Origin of the sequence: Glaciibacter superstes DSM 21135 (assembly GCF_000421145.1) — a bacterium.
Lineage (GTDB): Bacteria > Actinomycetota > Actinomycetes > Actinomycetales > Microbacteriaceae > Cryobacterium > Cryobacterium superstes.
In genome coordinates this window covers 244266-263205 of the sequence record NZ_ATWH01000001.1, presented here as the reverse complement: position 1 = coordinate 263205, position 18940 = coordinate 244266, and the positions used below count along the sequence as shown (strand labels likewise).

At 66.3% G+C, this 18940-nt stretch carries 18 protein-coding genes; 14 read left to right on the top strand and 4 right to left on the bottom strand.

Annotation, left to right across the window (positions count from 1 at the left end; all coding sequences use genetic code 11):
- Nucleotides 1-88: 88 nt before the first annotated feature.
- The 5 genes from K323_RS0101290 (at nucleotide 89) to K323_RS0101270 (ending at nucleotide 5207) form a co-directional block, all read left to right on the top strand.
- Nucleotides 89-2242, top strand: a complete 2154-nt coding sequence (locus tag K323_RS0101290; RefSeq protein WP_022883481.1) for a DEAD/DEAH box helicase — start codon at nucleotides 89-91, stop codon at nucleotides 2240-2242.
- Between the two features lie 161 nt (nucleotides 2243-2403).
- On the top strand, nucleotides 2404-2865 hold the full coding sequence (locus K323_RS0101285) for a hypothetical protein (RefSeq protein WP_157509311.1): 462 nt from the start codon (nucleotides 2404-2406) through the stop codon (nucleotides 2863-2865).
- On the top strand, nucleotides 2862-3587 hold the full coding sequence (locus K323_RS0101280) for a hypothetical protein (protein WP_022883479.1): 726 nt from the start codon (nucleotides 2862-2864) through the stop codon (nucleotides 3585-3587). The genes K323_RS0101285 and K323_RS0101280 overlap by 4 nt, the downstream gene beginning before the upstream one ends.
- A 94-nt stretch (nucleotides 3588-3681) precedes the next feature.
- Nucleotides 3682-4455 carry an ABC transporter ATP-binding protein gene (locus K323_RS23580; RefSeq protein ID WP_051147145.1) on the top strand — a complete coding sequence of 258 codons (774 nt, stop codon included), beginning with the start codon at nucleotides 3682-3684 and terminating at the stop codon, nucleotides 4453-4455.
- Entirely contained in the window at nucleotides 4452-5207 is a 756-nt protein-coding gene (locus K323_RS0101270) for an ABC transporter permease (RefSeq protein WP_026851083.1), read from the top strand. Before K323_RS23580 ends, K323_RS0101270 begins: the two co-directional genes overlap by 4 nt.
- A gap of 49 nt (nucleotides 5208-5256) precedes the next feature.
- On the opposite strand, the gene K323_RS0101265 is transcribed toward K323_RS0101270, so the two are convergent.
- From K323_RS0101265 to K323_RS0101255, 3 genes are read right to left on the bottom strand one after another with little or no spacing between them, the layout of a single operon-like run.
- A complete protein-coding gene (locus K323_RS0101265; RefSeq protein ID WP_022883478.1) occupies nucleotides 5257-6141 on the bottom strand; it encodes a hypothetical protein in 885 nt (294 codons plus the stop codon).
- A 47-nt stretch (nucleotides 6142-6188) separates the two neighbouring features.
- Complete coding sequence (locus K323_RS23575) at nucleotides 6189-6779, bottom strand: YdeI/OmpD-associated family protein (RefSeq protein ID WP_022883477.1); 591 nt, start codon at nucleotides 6777-6779, stop codon at nucleotides 6189-6191.
- Nucleotides 6769-7179 carry a VOC family protein gene (locus K323_RS0101255; protein ID WP_022883476.1) on the bottom strand — a complete coding sequence of 137 codons (411 nt, stop codon included), beginning with the start codon at nucleotides 7177-7179 and terminating at the stop codon, nucleotides 6769-6771. The genes K323_RS23575 and K323_RS0101255 overlap by 11 nt, the downstream gene beginning before the upstream one ends.
- Nucleotides 7180-7286: 107 nt before the next feature.
- Here K323_RS0101255 and K323_RS0101250 point away from each other — a divergent pair, with 107 nt between their 5' ends.
- The 6 genes from K323_RS0101250 to recQ all read left to right on the top strand — a co-directional run bounded on the left by K323_RS0101250 (nucleotide 7287) and on the right by recQ (nucleotide 13587).
- Nucleotides 7287-8231, top strand: coding sequence for a helix-turn-helix transcriptional regulator (locus K323_RS0101250; protein ID WP_022883475.1), 945 nt, complete (start codon nucleotides 7287-7289; stop codon nucleotides 8229-8231).
- A gap of 145 nt (nucleotides 8232-8376) precedes the next feature.
- Nucleotides 8377-8889, top strand: a complete 513-nt coding sequence (locus tag K323_RS0101245) for a bifunctional nuclease family protein (protein WP_026851082.1) — start codon at nucleotides 8377-8379, stop codon at nucleotides 8887-8889.
- A 157-nt stretch (nucleotides 8890-9046) separates the two neighbouring features.
- Entirely contained in the window at nucleotides 9047-9712 is a 666-nt protein-coding gene (locus K323_RS0101240; protein WP_022883474.1) for a hypothetical protein, read from the top strand.
- A 119-nt stretch (nucleotides 9713-9831) separates the two neighbouring features.
- Nucleotides 9832-10548: a YcnI family copper-binding membrane protein gene (locus K323_RS0101235; RefSeq protein ID WP_022883473.1), complete on the top strand. Its 717-nt coding sequence runs from the start codon at nucleotides 9832-9834 to the stop codon at nucleotides 10546-10548.
- A 9-nt stretch (nucleotides 10549-10557) separates the two neighbouring features.
- A complete protein-coding gene (locus K323_RS23570) occupies nucleotides 10558-11310 on the top strand; it encodes a copper resistance CopC family protein (RefSeq protein WP_022883472.1) in 753 nt (250 codons plus the stop codon).
- Nucleotides 11311-11559: 249 nt separating this feature from the next.
- Nucleotides 11560-13587, top strand: a complete 2028-nt coding sequence (recQ, locus tag K323_RS0101225; RefSeq protein ID WP_022883471.1) for a DNA helicase RecQ — start codon at nucleotides 11560-11562, stop codon at nucleotides 13585-13587.
- Between the two features lie 48 nt (nucleotides 13588-13635).
- Here recQ and K323_RS0101220 read toward each other — a convergent pair whose 3' ends face one another.
- Complete coding sequence (locus K323_RS0101220) at nucleotides 13636-14166, bottom strand: DUF1697 domain-containing protein (RefSeq protein ID WP_022883470.1); 531 nt, start codon at nucleotides 14164-14166, stop codon at nucleotides 13636-13638.
- A gap of 361 nt (nucleotides 14167-14527) precedes the next feature.
- Between K323_RS0101220 and K323_RS0101215 the strand changes: the two genes are divergently transcribed.
- The 3 genes from K323_RS0101215 to K323_RS0101205 all read left to right on the top strand — a co-directional run bounded on the left by K323_RS0101215 (nucleotide 14528) and on the right by K323_RS0101205 (nucleotide 18887).
- A complete protein-coding gene (locus K323_RS0101215) occupies nucleotides 14528-16687 on the top strand; it encodes an acyl-CoA dehydrogenase family protein (protein WP_022883469.1) in 2160 nt (719 codons plus the stop codon).
- Between the two features lie 368 nt (nucleotides 16688-17055).
- Nucleotides 17056-18027, top strand: a complete 972-nt coding sequence (locus K323_RS0101210; RefSeq protein ID WP_022883468.1) for an ABC transporter ATP-binding protein — start codon at nucleotides 17056-17058, stop codon at nucleotides 18025-18027.
- Nucleotides 18024-18887 (top strand): ABC transporter permease, encoded by an 864-nt coding sequence (locus tag K323_RS0101205; protein ID WP_022883467.1) that lies wholly within the window; start codon nucleotides 18024-18026, stop codon nucleotides 18885-18887. Before K323_RS0101210 ends, K323_RS0101205 begins: the two co-directional genes overlap by 4 nt.
- The last annotated feature ends 53 nt before the right edge of the window (nucleotides 18888-18940 follow it).

The window sequence follows — 18940 nt, the reverse complement described above, 5'->3', positions numbered from 1 at the left end:
CCGGCCATTGACTGCCCGGGTTCTCAGGTTGCGTCGCTTGTGCGGCGTTGTTCTGCCATGTACCTCAATACAACCCAGGAATATGTCTATGCCCAAGAGCAAGAAGCCCGCCGCCGGTAGAGCGGCCAAGAATTTCGATCCCGGCTACGCCACCGGCGGGCCCCGTAAGGGTGCGCCGAAGTCCGGCAGCAAGAGCCCTGGTCACCGCGGATTCCGCGCTGACGAAGGTGCGCCGAAGAAGCAGCGTTGGAACGCCGACGAGCGTGCATCGCGCGCCGCCGGCCGCTCGGCCGGTGACCGCAACGAGCGTCCGGCATACGGCGACCGCGCAGACCGCAACGAGCGTCCGGCATCTGGTCAGCGCAATGAGCGCCCGGCATATGGACAGGGCAGCGAACGTCCGGCTCGGGGAGAGCGTCCCTCGTACGGAGACCGCCCGAACCGCGGAGAGCGCACCGAACGACCCTCCTACGGTGATCGTGCACAGCGCACCGAACGCCCCTCATACAACAACGACCGCCCGAATCGGGGCGAGCGCACCGAGCGCCCGTCGTATGGCGACCGCCAGGACCGTGCCCCGCGCACCGAGCGCCCGTCATACGGTGACCGCCCGAATCGCGAACGCCCGTCGTACAGCGACCGTGCCCCCCGCACGGATCGCCCATCGTATGGAGACCGCCAGGACCGCGCACCGCGCACCGAGCGCCCCTCATACGGCGACCGTCCGAACAGCGACCGCCCGAACCGCGAGCGTCCGTCTTACAATGACCGCGCCCCGCGCACGGACCGCCCGTCGTATGGCGACCGCCCGAATCGGGGCGAGCGCACCGAGCGTCCGTCATACGGCGACCGTCAGGATCGCGCACCGCGTCGCGACTTCGACAACGATCGCCCGCGCCGCAATTCCGACGAGCGTCCTCCGCGCCCGGACTTCGACCGCGACCACCGCGCGCCGCGCAGCGAAGGCGGCGACAGCAAGTTCTACCCGAGCCGTGAAGAGAAGGGTCGCTTTACCCCAGAAGACGACGTTGTGCTCGAGCGCCTTGAGGCCGACGCCATCGAGGCGAAAGACGTCGAGGGTGTGAGCTTCGGAGACCTCGGCCTCGGCGGCAATATCGTGCGCGAACTCGGACTGCTCGGAGCGGCAAGCCCGTTCCCGATCCAGGCTGCCACCATTCCCGACGTGCTCGCCGGTCGCGACGTACTCGGCCGCGGCCGCACCGGTTCAGGCAAGACCATCGCCTTCGGCGCTCCTCTCGTTGAGAAGCTGATGGAGAACGACGGTGGCAAGAATCGCCAGCAGGGCCGCAAGCCCCGCGCGCTCATCCTTGCGCCGACCCGCGAGCTGGCGCTGCAGATCGACCGCACCGTGCAGCCGATCGCCCGCAGCGTCGGCCTGTTCACCACCCAGATCTACGGCGGCGTTCCGCAGTACCGCCAGGTCAGCGCACTCCAGCGCGGTGTGGACATCATCATCGGCACGCCCGGTCGTATTGAAGACCTCATCGACCAGGGCCGGCTCGACCTCAGCGAGATCACCATTACCGTTCTCGACGAGGCCGACCACATGTGCGACCTGGGCTTCCTCGAGCCGGTGCAGCGCATCCTGAAGCAGACCAAGGACGGTGGCCAGCGGCTGCTGTTCTCTGCGACGCTCGACAAGGGTGTTGCCACCCTGGTCAAGCAGTTCCTCACCAACCCGAGCGTGCACGAGGTTGCGGGCGAAGACCAGGCGTCTTCGACGATCGACCACCGGGTGCTGCTCATCGAACACCGCGACAAGGGCGCCATCATCGAGCAACTCGCGAACCGTGAGGGCAAGACGCTGATCTTCAGCCGCACCCGTGCATTCGCCGAGCAGCTCGCCGACCAGCTCGAAGACGCCGGAATCCGGGCGACCAGCCTGCACGGCGACCTCAACCAGTCGCGTCGTACGCGCAACCTCGGTCTGCTGACCAGTGGTCGCGTCAACGTGCTGGTGGCAACGGACGTCGCGGCCCGCGGCATCCACGTCGACGACATCGACCTGGTGATCCAGGCCGACGCGCCAGACGAGTACAAGACCTACCTGCACCGCTCGGGCCGCACCGGCCGCGCTGGCAAGCAGGGCACGGTCGTGACGCTCATCCCGAAGCAGCGTCGTCGTCGCATGGACGAACTTCTCGGCCGCGCCGAGATCGAGGCGAGCTTCGCAAACGCAACACCGGGCGGCCCGGCCGTCACTGAATTGGCCAGCATCTAGCAACCGCTGAATCCGAAAAACAGGGGCATCCACCGTTCGGTGGGTGCCCCTGTTGCGTTTCGCGGGCGGATCACCCGCGACCCTGCCGTGTGCGGCGGTAGATCGAACAGGTTTGTCACCCAGGGGTTGACAACGGCAAAACGTGCAGAGATACTGGATTTATGAGTAGTAAACCCCGGGGTGACAGAGCGCAGGTGAATCCGAGCCTCCACGCAGAATGGACGCGTGCACTCGAGCACCGCTCGCCCGACGCTCCGGGCTTCGACGAGGTGATCGAGCGCTTGGTCGCCAGTGACATCGCGCCGAGCCAGTTGCAAGAAGTCCTCGCCGACGGCGGCGACGCGCTCTACGCCGCCGCGGCATCCGGCGAACCGAACTGGACCGACGCGTTCGGCGGCCCACTGGCCGTCGCCCTACTGGCAGCGGAGGTCAGTGCCCTGGCCGCCCACCTGAATTCGAGGGCATCCGGAGTGCGCTCCGTTGCCGTCGACCAGCTACTCGACGAGTACAGCGCGGTCACGGTTGCCGTCGAACTCGGTGTCTCGCGCCAGAAGGTGTATGAGATCGCCAGAGGCGGCCTCAAGCCCCCCTATCTAGACACAGTTCCCTGGAGAAAATCATGAAGACCATTCGCGAGGCAGTCGACCTGCCTGATGCCGCGACGCAGCCTCTGGTGCATCCGCTCGACCTCCCAGAGGCCCGCAGGCCCTTCGTCGTTACGTGGTGGCTTTCGGTCCTGACCCTTCCCACGGTGTTCTTCGCGCTCGCCGCGATCCTGTGGTCAGTCAGCAACAACTACGTCACGCCGATTCTGGTTCCCGTTGTTCTCATCGGCGGCTCGATCTTCGCGCGCAGGCACCTGGAGTCTGAAGCGTGGGCTCACATCCCGCGCAAGCGGCAAGACCGAGGCCGGCGGATGCCGGTGGTCTGGTCGATCCTGAAGGCCGCGATCTCCGCACTCGCGCTGCTCATCGGGTTGATCCTGATCATCCTCTGGCTGGTCGGTCGCGATCTGCAGGCGGAGGTGACCGCCTACATGGCGGGGATGGGTGCCGGGGTTGTGGTGGTCATGCTCGTGACTCTGCTGTGGACCCTGTTCGCCCCGGCCAGGTTGACCGGGGAACTCGGCGGTTGGGCGCCCCAACTGGTCAGCCTCGTCGTCGTCGCTGCGACCCTCTGGTATGGCTACATCACGCTCGGAGAGGTCAGCGGTGCCGACCAGTGGGCGGCCGCCGACGTCGTGAGCGGAGCGGCCATCATCATCGGCGTCCAGGTGCTCTGGTCGCTGTTCAAGCTCTGGTCGGCGCGCAGAAGCGCTCGGGCAGAGCCGACCACCTCCGACTGACCGTCACTCTCACCCGGCTGCGCTGACGCCACACAAACAGCGCGCCACTATCCATTGATCTGCAGGCGCTGCAGCCTGCCTGAAAGGCGCCAGCATGCCCATTATCGAAGCGCGCAACCTGCGCAAGACCTTCGCAAAAACCATTGCCGTCGACGACGTCAATCTCAGTATCGAGGAGGGCGAGATCTTCGGAATCCTCGGCCCGAACGGAGCAGGCAAGACCACCACAGTGGAATGCCTGACCGGCATGCAGAAGGCCGACAGCGGACACCTTCGGGTACTCGGCCTCGACCCGGCCACGCACGTCGCAGATCTCCGCCGCCAGGTGGGGTACCAACTTCAGTCGACAGAACTGCCAGACGCCATGCGTGTCGGCGAGGCGATTGATCTCTTCGCGTCGTTCTATCCCGAACCGCTGCAGCCGGCAGAGTTGTTGGACACCGTCGGGCTGAGCCGGCTTCGAAAGAGCGCATTCGGCACACTCTCGGGCGGCGAGAAGCAACGGCTGTCTATCGCTCTCGCTCTCGTCGGCGACCCGCGCATCGCCGTTCTGGACGAGTTGACCACCGGTCTCGACCCGCAGGGCCGGCGCGACATCTGGCGACTGATCGACGGCATCCGTCACCGCGGTGTCACGGTTGTGCTTGTGACGCACTTCCTCGATGAAGCGCAGGCACTCTGCGACCGGCTTGCCATTGTCGACCAGGGTCGCACCATCGCCACCGGCACCCCGCCCGAGCTCATCGCCCACGCGGAGATGAGCGCACCGGGAATCAGCCAGGACGCACGCCCAGTGAACCTCGAAGACGCCTATCTGGCGATCATCGACAGCACTGTCGACGCCCCGGAATGGAAAAAAACATCATGACGGCACTTATCGCGCTCACTCGAAGTGAGGCAACACTGCTCTCCCGCAATCCCACCGCGATCTTCATGGCGCTGCTCTTTCCCGCGGCCCTGTTGTTGATGCAGGGCCTAGTGATTCCAGGAACGGATGCGCTGATCGGCGGCGATGATCCGATCTTCGCGCGCCTCCGAACCATCGACCTCTTCGTACCGATTGCGCTCACCGTGGCGCTCGGCAGCGTGAGCCTCACCAACTTTCCGTCCGCCATCGGCGGCTATCGCGAGAAGGGAGTTCTTCGACGCCTGGCGACAACACCGGTCGGACCTCACCGCGTGCTCTTCGCGCAGGTGATCATCAGTGGCCTGTCGCTCGTCGCCGGCGCGGTCATCGCTGTGTTGGCGGCCATGGTGCTGCTGCACGCCCAGGCACCTCAATCCGCCCTCCTCGTCACCGGCATATTTGTGCTCGCCGCAATCCAGATGCTCGCCGTGGGGTCGCTGATCGCTGCGAGGGCGAGTTCAGCCCAGAATGCCAACGGCATCGGGATGCTGGTGTTCTTCGCCTCCCTGTTCACCGCGGGTGTCTGGACGCCGGGGCCGATGATGCCGGAGCCGCTGCAGCAGATCTCCGGATTCACTCCCCTCGGCGCTGCATCGCAGGCGCTGACCGCGGGCTGGTACGGGCAACCGGTGCCCCTGGTGCCGATCGTCGCCATGTCGCTGTGGACGATCGTGCTGATCCTTCTGGCCGTTCGCACCTTCCGCTGGTGTTGAGCGCAGGTCGTGACGAGCGCGGTCGACGGGAGTGCGGAGGGTGCAGCGGTCAGCGGCTCCGCAGAATGGTCACGGCACTCACCGTCGCGTAGCCGCGCCACTCGAGTGCAGCGGCGGGCGACGCCGACGCGAAGCCCACCGGCCAGCCGCCGTCCGCCTGCTGCAGGCGTGCCAGCCGCTCGAAGTCGGCCTCGATGACGTCGTTCGAGAAGAGGTCTCGCACCGCACCGGGCGCCGGCGCGAAGTCGAGGGGATGCAGTACTTCTCCATCGATCCCGCCTTCGACCGGAAGCGGACCGTCGGCGGGCAGGTACTGGCCGAGGTGCGCGTCCAGGCCCTCGGCATCCGTCACCGTATCGCCGGCGGCATCGAGAAAACGCAGCGCGAACAGCAACTCGTAGGCGTGCGGCCGGTGGTCGATCTGCCGGATGGCGTCGACACAGTAGGCCGTCGCCGGCGCGAGCCACGGATGTTCGGCGACCATGGGCAGGTGCCGCGCGAGGATGTGCGCGTTCGCGACGACCTGCGTCGTCATCTGCAGCGACGAAACCGTCGGGTCTGCCTGCACCCAGAACGGCGCGCAACCGGCCGTTTGTGCGATCGGCAGCGCGAACGGAAGGCCGCCGTCGGCAAGAGTTCGGTCGTCGAGCCAGTCGCAGAGGATCACTGCTTCTTCGCTGATGTCCGGCACCTCCTGGGCGACCTCGACGAGTACCTCGAGCGCATGCATGGCAGCCGCCGGCTGGCTTTCGGATGCGCGGAGGTCGGGTTCGAGCCCCCAGCCGTAGCCGCCGTCGTGATTGCGATACGCGCCCAGTGCCGCAATCACCTCGGTGGGGCCTCCGTGGCCGAGCAGCCGCTCAAGTCGTCGGCGGTCGAGAACCCGGCCGTGCGTGGCCAGGAATGATCGGGCTGCCGGGGCATCGATGTCCATTTTCACAGCGTATCTGGCGTTCAGCTCGGGCAGGATGTCGTCGCTGGTCAGCCGTGTACTGTCTCGCCGCGCTCCAGCATCCCGACGAACTTCTCGATGCGCCGGGCGCGCGTCTCCTCGCGCTTCGCCTCCTGCACGCGGTAGTAGATTGCGTACCGGTTCTGACTGCTGAGGGTGGTGTAGAACTCGGATGCCGCGGGATTCTTCGCCAGCGCTTCCAGGAAATCGGGGTGCGGCTCGGCATTCTTCGGCCCTTCGTAGGCCCGCTCCCATCGTCCGTCGGCCTTCGCGCGCTCGACTTCTGCGAGGCCTTTCGGGGCCATCCGTCCCTCGGCGATCTTCGCCTCGACGATGGAGCAGTTGCGAACGGACCAGGGGCTCTGCGGGCGGCGCGGGGTGAATCGCTGCATGAAGGCCTTCTCGTCGATGCGGCGGGATTGGCCATCGATCCAGCCGTGCTCCAGCGCCGCATCGACGGCTTCGGCGTAGGTCACGGTCATCAGCCCTGAGTCTTTCTTGGCGACGGCCACCCAGAGTCCGGTCGAGGATTCGTCGTTCTCCAGCAGCCAGGCGCGGAAGGCATCCGCTGTATCGAACCACGTCGGTTCGGGAGCGACGGGTGTGGTGTCAGCTGGCATTGCCCAACACCTCCAGGTAATGCGCGTTGTACATGACGCCCAGTATGTTGCCGAACGGGTCGATGACGGATGCGGTGACGAAGCCGGGTCCGCGTTCGGTCACCGCCTCGTGCTCTGTGGCGCCGAGTGAGATGAGCCTCGCGAATGCCGCCGTGACATCGTCGACGGCCCAGTATGCGACCACTCCGCCCGCAGCATCCGTCGCCGGTGTTGGCGCATACCGGCTGTCGATGAGGCCGAGTTCGTGTTGGTAGTCGCCGATCCGAAACTCGACGTACGCCGGCGGTCCGACCTCCGGTCGCACGAAGTATGGCGCCGTCTCGAGGAGGTCGGAGTACCACTTCGTGGCGGCCTCGACGTCGTCGGCGAAGTAGTTGATGGTGGTGAGTCCTCGCAACATGATGTGCCTTTCGATGGGTGTTCGTCTCGAGTGTTTGTTGGTGATAAATCCATACTGCTCCTCTAAAGTGCTCATCCAGTGACTACTTTGTGGGGAATACTGGAAATATGCGCGCCGACCGTCTTGTTGCCACCCTGCTGCTGATGCAGGCGCGCGGTCGCGTGACCGCCGGTGAACTTGCCTCCGAACTTGAAATCTCCGTCGCGACCGCTCGGCGTGATCTGGAAGCGCTGTCGTCTGCAGGCATCCCGGTGTATCCGCGGCCCGGCCGTGGTGGAGGGTGGTCGCTGCTCGGCGGCTCCAGAACCGATCTCAGCGGACTGAACTCGAGCGAGGCTCGCGCTCTGTTCCTGCTCATCGGGCCGGCGGCATCCGTCAACCCTGAAGCGAAGTCTGCACTTCGCAAGCTGGTGCGTGCGTTGCCAGAGACCTTCAGGGCCGACGCCGAGGCGGCGGCGGACGCCGTCGTGATCGACCCGACGCGCTGGGGTGCGCGCGACCCTGAGCCTTCGGGTCTGGTGGATCTGCTTCAGGATGCCGTCGTGCGCCGACGCCGGGTGCGGTTGACCTACGCGGCGTGGAATCGCGAACCGACCGAACGGCTCGTCGACCCGTGGGGTATGGCAGAGAAGAACAATGTCTGGTACCTGATCGGGGGAACGGATGCCGGCCAGCGCACCTATCGGGTCGACAGGGTGACTGCTGTGTCGGTCACGGATGACGCGGCGGAACGGCCGCACGACTTCGAGCTGGGCACGGCCTGGGATCGCGTGGTCGGCGAAATCGAGGAGCAGCGCTCGGGCGTCTGGGCGCTGGTTGTCGTCGATTCCGCCTGGGTGCCGACGCTGCGCAAACAGTTCGGTCGGCAGTTTGTCATCGACGATGAGGTCGACTCCGGGCGCACCCGCGTGAGGGTCGCCGCGTCGACGGCCGGCGTTCTCGCCAGGCAGATCGCCGGCTGGGGTGCTCACGCTGAGGTTCTCGAACCCGAGTCGGTGATCGCCGAACTCGCGACAATCGGTGCGCAACTAGTCGCGAAGTACGGGGACTGATCGCCTGCCGTCGCCCCGCGGCGTAGACCTGTGCCGGCTTGGTCAGTGGGCGGGAACCGAACGCGAGGAATCCTGACTTAACGCTGGCAGAAATGACCCGGCATACGATGGGAGTGTCACGCCCGATTCTTCGACGGGAGTCGTCATGGTTCAGGTTCGCATTCTCGGTGTTGCCCTCGATGCCCTGCAGCAGCACATCGTCCTGCTCACACCGTTGCCCGAGGAATCGGACGAGGCGCGAGTGCTTCCGATCTGGATCGGCGAGCAGGAGGCGACCTCCATTCTCATCGGCCTCTCGGATGGGCAGGCACCTCGGCCCCTGTCGCACGACCTCATGAAGACGCTGCTCGACACGCTGGGGGCACAGGTCGAGCAGATAGAGGTGACGCGCATCGAGGACGGCACCTTCTACGCCGAAGTCACCTTGGCGACACCCTTCGGACCGCGAACCGTCGATGCTCGACCGTCGGATGCCATCGCTCTCGCCGTTCGGTTTGCGGCGCCCATCTTCGTAGCGGATCAGGTTCTCGATGAGGCAGGGATTCCCGCCGCGATGGTCGACCGGGGCGCGACGCAAGACGAAGCGGAAGACGAGCAGCGTCTCGATGAGTTCAAGCAGTTTCTTGAGAACGTGGATCCAGAGGACTTTCAGGGCTGAAGTACTGCCGGAGCCTGCAAAGCGACTAGATCGACGTTCGGTGGCTGGTGACATGTTCGAAGGGTTCACGACGGAGCCCATCTGAGCAGCGGTAAGACTGAGCAGCGGTAAGACTGAGCAGACGGTAACGTGGAACCGTCACCTGCGAGGAGAAACTATGACCACACGCTGGGCACGCTTCGCCCGCGGCTGGGTCGTCGCCGGAATCTCCACTTTTGTTGCTGCTCTCTCGCACACGTTCGGCGGTGGCGCAGCCCCTGGCGCACTTGCCGTCATTGTTTCGCTCGCCTTCGCCGGAATCGTCTGCATCGGCCTGTCCGGCCGCACGCTTTCGCTGTGGCGCGTCATCATCTCGGTGCTGACCAGCCAGCTGATCCTCCACGGGCTCTTCTCGTTGGGCGCGCCAGGCGGCCTTCTCCAGCCCGGCACAGCAGCGGCAGCGGCAACGGCAACGGATGCGGCCGCGACGGGCGCGCACCAGCACGCGACCGTCACCGGCACGCTCGTTGACGGAGCCCTGGCCGATGGAGCGATCGCTTCCGCGCACGCCGCGGGCAGTCACGGTGCAAGCATGTGGCTTGCGCACCTCGTTGCCGCCGCGGTCACGATTGTTGCGCTTCGCCACGGTGAAGCAGCCTTCTGGAGTCTCTTCGCCAACGCGCGCCTGGTCATCCGTTCACTTTTTGCGCCGGTGCTCACGGCCATTGCTCCGGCCTCAATGCAACGTATTCCGAACACGGCATGTGTATTCGAACCGCGCGATCTCGGGGTGTTGCTCTCCACGATGCGGCACCGTGGGCCACCGGTGATTTCTGTCGCCTGACCTCCCGGCGACGGCTTCACCAGACCATTTTCCCCACCGCACCGAATCACCTCGCAGGCGTCGTCCTGCCGGCGCACGAGACACGGCGCTCGGTGCACCCACACGTTGAAGGACAAACCATGAAATTCCAAAAGACCACACTCGCCGCATCCGCCATCGCGGCCGGCGCCCTGCTCGCCATTTCCGCCCCGCTGTCGGCCAGCGCCCACGTGAGCGTCGGGCCATCATCCACGGCCGCTGGCTCGTACACCGTGCTCACGTTCTCACTCGGCCACGGCTGTGAAGGCGCGGCCACCACCGCGCTGACCATCGACATCCCGGAGTCGATCGCCAGCGTCACTCCCACCGTGAACCCGAACTGGGACGTCTCGAAGGTTGACGTCGACCTCGACGAACCGCTGAAGGATTCCCACGGAAACGAGATCACCACCCGCGTCGGCCAGATCGTCTACACCGCCAAGACGCCTCTCGCCGACGGGTTCCGCGACACTGTTGAGCTCAGCCTCCAGCTGCCGGCGGACGCCGCCGGCGAGACACTTGCCTTCCCGGTGCTGCAGTCCTGCGAAGTCGGCGAGACGAACTGGAACGAGATCGCCGAAGAGGGCGCGGAAGAGCCGGAGAGCCCCGCGCCTGTCATCACTGTGACGGAGGCGACCGATGACGCACACGGTCACGACGCGAGCGCAGACTCCGGAGAGACCGTGGCGGAGAATGCGGCCGAAACGGATGCCGCATCCGGTGACGTTCTCGCCCGCGTTCTCGGAATCGGCGGCCTGGTGGTCGGGGCTGTCGGCATTGTGCTCGCGGTCACCGCGCGCCGCAAGACGAGCGCGTAGGCTGCCGCCATGCGACGCATAACCTCTCGAACTCCGCACCAGAACCTGGGCGCCAGTTTCGGCCTGGCCGCGTTCGGGGCGATCGTGATTGTCGCCGCGCTTGGGCTCTCCGCAGCCCCGGCGTCGGCGCACAACTACGTCGTCTCCACCTCGCCTGAGGCCGACTCCGTCGTCACCGTGCAGCCGGCGACCTTCTCGGTGACGACGAACGACAACCTGCTGGATCTCGACGGCGCAGGCTCGGGCAGCGCCATCCAGGTGCGTGGGCCGGAGGGTGCTCCGGAGCCGCTCTACTACGGCGACGGCTGCGCGAGCGTTTTCGGCCCGACGGTCGAAACCGAGGCGCAACTCGGCGAAGCGGGCGTCTACACGGTGGTCTGGCAGGTTGTCTCGACGGATGGTCATCCGGTGTCTGACGAGTACACGTTCACCTGGCAGCCAGACGCCGCGCAGGAGCAGGCGGAGGGGGCGACGACCCCGCCGGACTGCGGCGGTACTGGGCAGGACTCTGCCGGTGACGATTCGGCGGGGCAGGCAGGCGACAGGCAGGCCGGCGACGGGCAGGCCGGCGATCAGGCGACGGATGCTGCCGGTGACGACGCATCCGCTCCCACCGGTGCTGCGCTGGCCGACGTCGTCTGGATCGGCATTGCACTCGGCGCTGTGGTGCTCGCGGTGCTCGGTACCCTGCTGGTGGTGTTGCGCAAGCGCCCGACGCCCCCTGCTGGCCCGCCTGCCTCGGGTGCCCCTCCGCGCGAGTAGCCCGGGGTAGCCGAGTGCCCGAATCGAGCCACGGATTCTCGTTGCGTGGCCTGTCCTTCATTGGCGACGCGCCAATTACGCGCGAATGCGCCACGCGCGCATGGTGCATTCGCGCGTTACTGGCGCGCACCACGGAATGCCTCGCGATGCTCGCGGGGGGAACGTCATGCAGCGGGCGAGCGGCGTGCTGCACGGGGAGTCACCGTCGGCGGCCGCGGGTAGGCTTGCCCGGTGAGTTGGAACGCCGAAATGCCGTGGGACCCAGACGAACTCGTGCCACCAGAAGATTTGGACGCAGCCGAGTTCGACGCCCCGCCGCCGCCCGACTACGACCACCACTCTGGCACTGGCACAACCGCGCGGCCACCAGCAGGCACCCCGGTCCGCACCTCGGCCACCACCCAGCCCCACCCTCCGACCGCAACTCCCCGGCGGGCAACCGCGAAGTTCGCCGCCCCGGCCGAGGCACTCCACACAGTCTTCGGCTACGAATCCTTCCGTGGCGAGCAGGCCGAGATCATCGACCAACTCGTCGGTGGCGGAGACGCCGTTGTGCTCATGCCGACCGGCGGCGGCAAGAGTCTGTGTTACCAGATCCCGTCCCTCGTGCGCGAGGGAACCGGCGTCGTCATCTCGCCGCTGATCGCCCTGATGCAAGACCAGGTCGACGCCCTCACGGCGGTCGGCGTGCGCGCTGCCTTCCTCAACTCCACGCAAGACGCCGCCACCCGAGCCCAAGTGGAACGCGACTACCTCTCCGGCGACCTCGACCTCCTCTACGTCGCGCCGGAGCGGCTCTCCTCCGAGGCCACCAAGCGCTTCCTCGAACGTGGCACCATCGCCCTCTTCGCCATCGACGAGGCGCACTGCGTGTCGCAGTGGGGCCATGACTTCCGCCCCGATTACCTGGCTCTCTCCGAGCTTGCAGACCGTTGGCCAGACGTTCCGCGCATCGCGCTCACCGCCACGGCGACGGATGCCACGCACAAGGAACTGACCACCCGGCTGCAGCTGGGGGAGGCGAAGCACTTCGTCGCGAGCTTCGACCGGCCGAACATCCAGTACCGCATCGTCGGCAAGGCGGAGCCGCGCAAGCAGCTGCTCTCCTTCATCCGTGCAGAGCATCCGGATGACGCCGGCATCGTCTACGCGCTCAGCCGCAAGACCGTGGAGGCCACGGCCGAGTTCCTGCAGGCGAACGGGCTCAATGCGCTGCCGTACCACGCCGGACTCGACGCCGGTCTGCGGGCGCGCACCCAGGCCAGGTTCCTGCGCGAGGAGGGCGTGATCATCGTCGCCACCATCGCGTTCGGCATGGGCATCGACAAACCAGACGTGCGCTTCGTTGCGCACATCGACCTGCCGAAATCTGTCGAAGGCTACTACCAGGAGACCGGGCGTGCGGGCCGCGACGGCCTCCCGTCGACGGCTTGGCTGACCTACGGACTTCAAGACGTCGTGCAGCAGCGCCGCATGATCGATGAGTCGCCAGGCGATCTCGCGCACCGCCGCAAGCTCTCCGCCCACCTCGATGCCATGCTCGCCCTGTGCGAGACCGTCGACTGCCGCCGGGTCAACCTGCTTCGCTACTTCGGCCAGGCCAGCGAGCCGTGCGGCAACTGTGACACGTGCCTCGTGCCGCCAGAGGCCTGGGACGGAACGGTTCCAGCACAGAAGCTCCTCTCCACGATCGTGCGCCTGCTGCGCGAGCGCAACCAGCGGTTCGGTGCCGGGCACCTGGTCGACATCCTCCGCGGCAAGGTCACGCCGCGCACCACCCAGCATGGCCACGATCGGCTTTCCACCTGGGGCATCGGCCAGGATCTCAGCGACCAGCAGTGGCGCGGCGTCGTGCGCCAGCTCCTCGCGCAGGGGCTCCTCGCCACCCACGGCGAGTACGGCACGCTGACGCTGACGGATGCCGCGGCAGAGGTGCTCTCCGGCCAACGGAACGTGCAGCTGCGAACCGAGCCTGATCGCCCGGTGCGGTCCGGCGGGTCAAAGAGCGCGGCGAAGGCAAAAGTCGCCGACCTCAGTCCGGCGCAGGAGGAACTGTTCGAGGCTCTTCGTGCCTGGCGTTCTGGCCAGGCGCGCGAGCAGGGCGTGCCGGCTTACATCATCTTCGGCGATGCGACCCTGATCGCGGTGGCGCTCGCGCGTCCGGCATCCGTCGCCGCCCTCGACGGCATCAGCGGAATCGGCGCCAAGAAGCTCGAGGCCTACGGGGAGCAGTTGCTTGAGGTCGTGGCCTCCGGCGCCTCGGCGACGGTCGAATAGGCGCGTCGAATAGGCGCGTCGAATAGGCGCGTCGAATAGGCGCGTTGACTAGCGCGAGGTCAGCAACTTCTGCAGGGTCCGGAGATTGCGTGTCGTCGTGGTCGCCTTGTGCCGGGCTTTGGCCGTCTGCTTGGCGAAGACGCTGCCGAGGGTGTTGCCCCGTTCGACGGTCCAATAGATGACGCCATCGCTGCCACGGATGCTTTCCTCCGCCTCGCCGAGGGAAGCCTGCAGAGCGAGCAATTCGGCGGCGAGCACCGGGTCGAGCGTGAAGATCACGTAGGGGTGCCAGCCCTCGCGCTCGGCGTCGAACGGAAAGGCGTCGACGATCTTCTCGATGGCCGCGAGGCCCAGCACGTGCACCCAGGCCTCGTAGCCGAACCGGTCGCGCATGGCCGCCTCGATCTTTGGCTTCAGAACGGATGCCGCGGCATCCGAATCGAAGAGCACGTTGCCGCTGGCGAGCACCGTTTTCACGTTCTCGAGGCCGGCGTTCTCGAATACCGTCTTCACGTCGGCCATCTTCAGATTGATGCCGCCGACATTCACGCCTCGCAACAACGCCGCATACCGAGTCATCCCGCGAGACTACCGCGCCGCGTCGACCGTACCGCGCCCCTCAAACTCGCCCCTCAAACTCGCGCCCCTCAGCCTCGCGCCCTATCTCGTGCCTTCCGATATCGACGGACATTCCCGAGTGTTGCCCCTCATCCGCTCGAAATCAGTCCCTTTCGGGCATGATCTCCGTCGAATTCGGATGAAGCGGCGGGATTTGTCGACGACAGCATGCCGGAACTAGCTCCGCCTGTGGAAACCTACAGAACGGATGCGGACCCGGCATGCTCCTTTGTAGCCGGTTCACGCACTATTTCCACACCTGAGCGTCCGCCCCTAGCGTGGAGGCAGACCCCCGTATTCGCGCGACAGAAGAGGACCGACGATGGTTGACACCGCCCAGCGCTCCGGATCGAAGAAGACGCCGGCAAGCAAGACGCCGGCAACGACGCCCAGCCCGAGCACGGCCGGTGGCAGTTCCACCTCGCTCGACCCGAGCGTCGACACCGGCCCGATCAAGATCGCCGGCGACCCGACGGCTCCCCGCGTCGATCTGCCATCGCTCGGCCGCCAACTCCTCGGAACCTGGGCAGACATCCGTATCGCGGCGCGTGAAGTCAGCGCGCGGCCGGACATGCAGCGCATCGACGGCCTGTCGATGGAAGACCACCGCGCTCGCGTGTTCACGCAGCTCCAGACGCTTGCCGACAACGGCCATGTGCACCGCGCCTTCCCGAAGGAGCTCGGTGGAGCAGACGACCACGGCGGCAACATCGCCGGGTTCGAAGAACTGGTGATCGCCGACCCCAGCCTGCAGATCAAGGGCGGAGTGCAGTGGGGCCTGTTCGGCGCAGCCGTGCTTCACCTCGGCACCGAGAATCACCACAAAGCCTGGCTGCCAGACATCATGAGCCTGAAGACGCCTGGGGCGTTCGCGATGACCGAGATCGGCCACGGGTCGGATGTCGCCAGCATCGGCACGACGGCGACCTACGACACAGAGACCGAAGAATTCGTCATCCACACCCCGTTCACCGCGGCGTGGAAGGAGTTCCTCGGCAACGCGGCGAACGACGGCATCGCGGCTGTGGTCTTCGCGCAGCTCGTGACCCGGGGCGTGAACCATGGTGTGCACGCCTTCTACGTGCCGATCCGGGATGCCGCCGGCGAGTTCCTGCCTGGCATCGGTGGAGAGGACGACGGACTGAAGGGTGGCCTGAACGGCATCGACAATGGCCGTCTTCACTTCACGAACGTGCGTATTCCACGCGAGAACCTGCTCAACCGCTACGGTGACGTCGCGGTCGATGGCACATACAGCAGCCAGATTGAGAGCCCGGGCCGGCGCTTCTTCACGATGCTCGGAACCCTGGTGCAGGGCCGGGTGTCACTCGACGGCGCCGCCACCGCGGCATCCGCTCTCGGCCTCACCATCGCGATCACCTATGGTGGCCAGCGTCGCCAGTTCACGGCCGGAAGCGACACCGACGAAGAGGTGATCCTCGACTACCAGCGCCACCAGCGCCGCCTGCTGCCGCGCCTGGCGACCACGTACGCGCAGACCTTCGCGCACGACGAATTCCTGGTGAAGTTCGACGAGGTCTTCAGCGGCAAGGCCGACACGGATGACGATCGTCAAGACCTCGAGACGTTGGCAGCGGCCCTCAAGCCGCTCTCCACCTGGCACGCGCTCGACACTCTGCAGGAGGCGCGCGAGGCCTGTGGCGGAGCCGGCTTCATGGCGGCGAACAGGCTGGTCGGGCTGCGAAGCGACCTCGACGTCTATGTCACTTTTGAAGGCGACAACAACGTGTTGCTGCAGTTGGTCGCGAAGCGTCTGCTCACCGATTACAGCAAGCAGTTCGCCAAGGCCGACGCAGGCGCACTGGCTCGGTACGTTGTGAAGCAGGCGGCGGATCGCGCGTACCACGGCACTGGCCTTCGTCGTCTGACGCAGACCGTGGCCGACTTCGGTTCGACGGCTCGTTCGGTCGAGGCGCTACGCGAGACGAATGTGCAGCGGGAGTTGCTCACTGACCGCGTCGAGACGATGATCGCGGAGGTGGCGGGAGAGCTTCGAGCCGCAAGCAAGCTACCGAAACACGAGGCAGCCGACCTGTTCAACTCCCACCAGAACGAGCTGATCGAAGCGGCCAGGGCGCACGGTGAGCTGTTGCAGTGGGAGTCATTCACGCGGGCAGTCGAGAGCACGGACCACGCGGGCACCAAGCAGGTACTGACCTGGTTGCGCGACCTGTTCGGGCTCGGCCTGGTGGAGAAGCACCTGGCTTGGTACCTGATCCACGGGCGGCTCTCCGCACAGCGGGCACAGGCCATCACCGCGTACATCGACAGACTGATCGCCCGCATCCGGCCGCACGCGCAGGATCTCGTCGACGCGTTCGGTTACACGCAGGAGCACCTGCGCGCCCCGATCACGAGCGGCATCGAGCGCGAGCGCCAGGAAGAGGCGCGGGAGTACTACCGGGCGCAGCGGGCATCCGGCACCGCGCCGGTCGCCGAGAAGTCCGCGCGCAAGAAGTAGCCAGTCTCGTAGCTCCTGCGGCGCAGTCCCTTTGCGTCGACCTGTTCATCGACCCAGTGTGGCTAACTCAGGAGATTTCGTGCGGCATCCGCTGGGCGCCGCACTGGTTCGCGGATACGCCGGCCGGCCGGTGCCGGATCTCCTGAGTTGGCCACCGGCGCCGGCGCTCGCACGGCCGTGCCACCACCGCAGGACCGCACTGCCGCGTCATTGTCATACCTGGGTATGAGGCGACGCCCGGCACAAACATCCTCGCGACGGACGCGCCGCGTCATCCGTCACTCGTAACGTCATGAGTGGGGCCGCTGGCAGGCTTCCCAGCCGGCCCCACCAGAGCCAATCACCAGCGACGTGAAAGAGGAAAACGGATGATTCAGGCACAGTCCCTGACGAAGACATACGGCAAGAAGACGGCGGTCGACGGCGTCGACTTCACGGTGCAACCGGGAAAGGTCACCGGCTTCCTTGGCCCGAACGGCGCGGGCAAGTCGACGACCATGCGCATGATCGTCGGGCTCGATCGTCCGACCGAGGGCGAGGTGACAGTCAACGGCAAGCTTTACCGCGAGCACCGTGCCCCACTTCGCGAGGTCGGTGTTCTGCTCGATGCCAAGGCCGTGCACACCGGCCGCTCGGCAAACAATCACCTGCTGGCGATGGCGGCGACCCACGGCATCCCTGCCAGCCGCGTCCGCGAGGTCATCGAACTCACCGGCCTCGAATCGGTCGCCCGCAAGCGGGTCGGCGGCTTTTCGCTCGGAATGGGCCAGCGCCTCGGCATCGCCGCTGCACTGCTCGGTGACCCGGCCACCCTGATTCTCGACGAGCCGGTCAACGGACTTGATCCGGAAGGCGTGCAGTGGGTGCGCCACCTGGTGCGCCAGCTTGCCGCCGAAGGCCGCACGGTGCTGCTCTCCTCGCACCTGATGAGCGAGATGGCCCAGACCGCAGACCACATCATCGTGCTGGGCCGCGGCCGGGTGATCGCGGATGCCCCGGTCGCCGACATCATCAGCCGCGCCACCAGCAGCACGGTACGGGTGCGCAGCCCACACTCCAAACACCTGGCCACCCTGCTCGCCCGGCCCGACGTGACGGTCACCAATATCGAGCAGGACCTGCTTGAGATCGTTGGCGTCACTGCGCCCGAGATCGGCGACCAGGCCGCCCGCGCCGGCATTGTGCTGCACGAGCTGACCACCCTCTCCGCTTCGCTCGAAGAGGCATACATGAACCTGACCCAGAACGACGTCGAGTACCGCACCGGGCAGCCAGCTGCGTTGGCTGGTGCCGCGGCGACGGATGCGACGGGCCCAGCATTGCAGGAGGTATCACGATGACCACGACAACACACTCACACTCGGCAGCACCGGTTCCGGCGCAGGCGAGGGCCTCGTTCATTCCGGCGGGCTCCCGCTCTGGTCTGACCTTCGGCGGGATCCTCCGCTCAGAGTGGATCAAGCTGTGGAGCGTGCGCTCGACTGCCTGGTCGTACGCCATGGTTGTGCTCATCTCACTCGGCATGGCCGCCATCATGTCGATGGCGCTCGACCTGCAAGGCGGTGCGTCGCTGGCCGTCGACGAGCAGGCCGGTCTACTCGTTCAAGCGTCGACGTTCGGTGTGTTCTTCGGGCAGCTGGTCGTTGCCGTGCTCGGTGTGCTGGTGATCAGCGGCGAGTATTCCACCGGAATGATCAAGTCGACGCTCACCGCCGCACCAGGGCGGCTCGGCGCGCTCTGGGGCAAGGCTGCGGTGCTGTTCGTGACGACGTTCGTTGTTGGGGTGGTCGCAACGGTCGGGTCATTCCTGGTGGCCTCGCCGATTATGGCGCAGGATGGCCTGAGCGCCAACCTGTTCGACGGCGCGGTGATCCTGCCACTGCTCGGTGGGGCGCTCTTCCTCGCGCTGCTTTCCGTCGTGTCGCTCGGAATCGGTACGATCCTTCGGTCGAGCGCCGGTGGCATTGCAGCCGCACTCGGTGTGGTGCTGCTGCTTCCCATCGTCCTGGGAATGATCCCGGCGCAGTGGGCCATGGACCTGCTGCCGTACACGATCTCGAATGCCGGTATGGGCATCATGGGGCTGGGCGGAATGGGACCGGAGTCGTTCGAACCATGGCAGAACCTGCTCATCGTGCTCGGCTGGCTGGCCGTCAGCCTCGCCGGGGCGGCCATTCTGTTGAAACGACGCGACGCATAAGCACCGGCCCAAGCACGGGGTGGCGTGCGCCTCAGTCACCATCCGAAGCACAC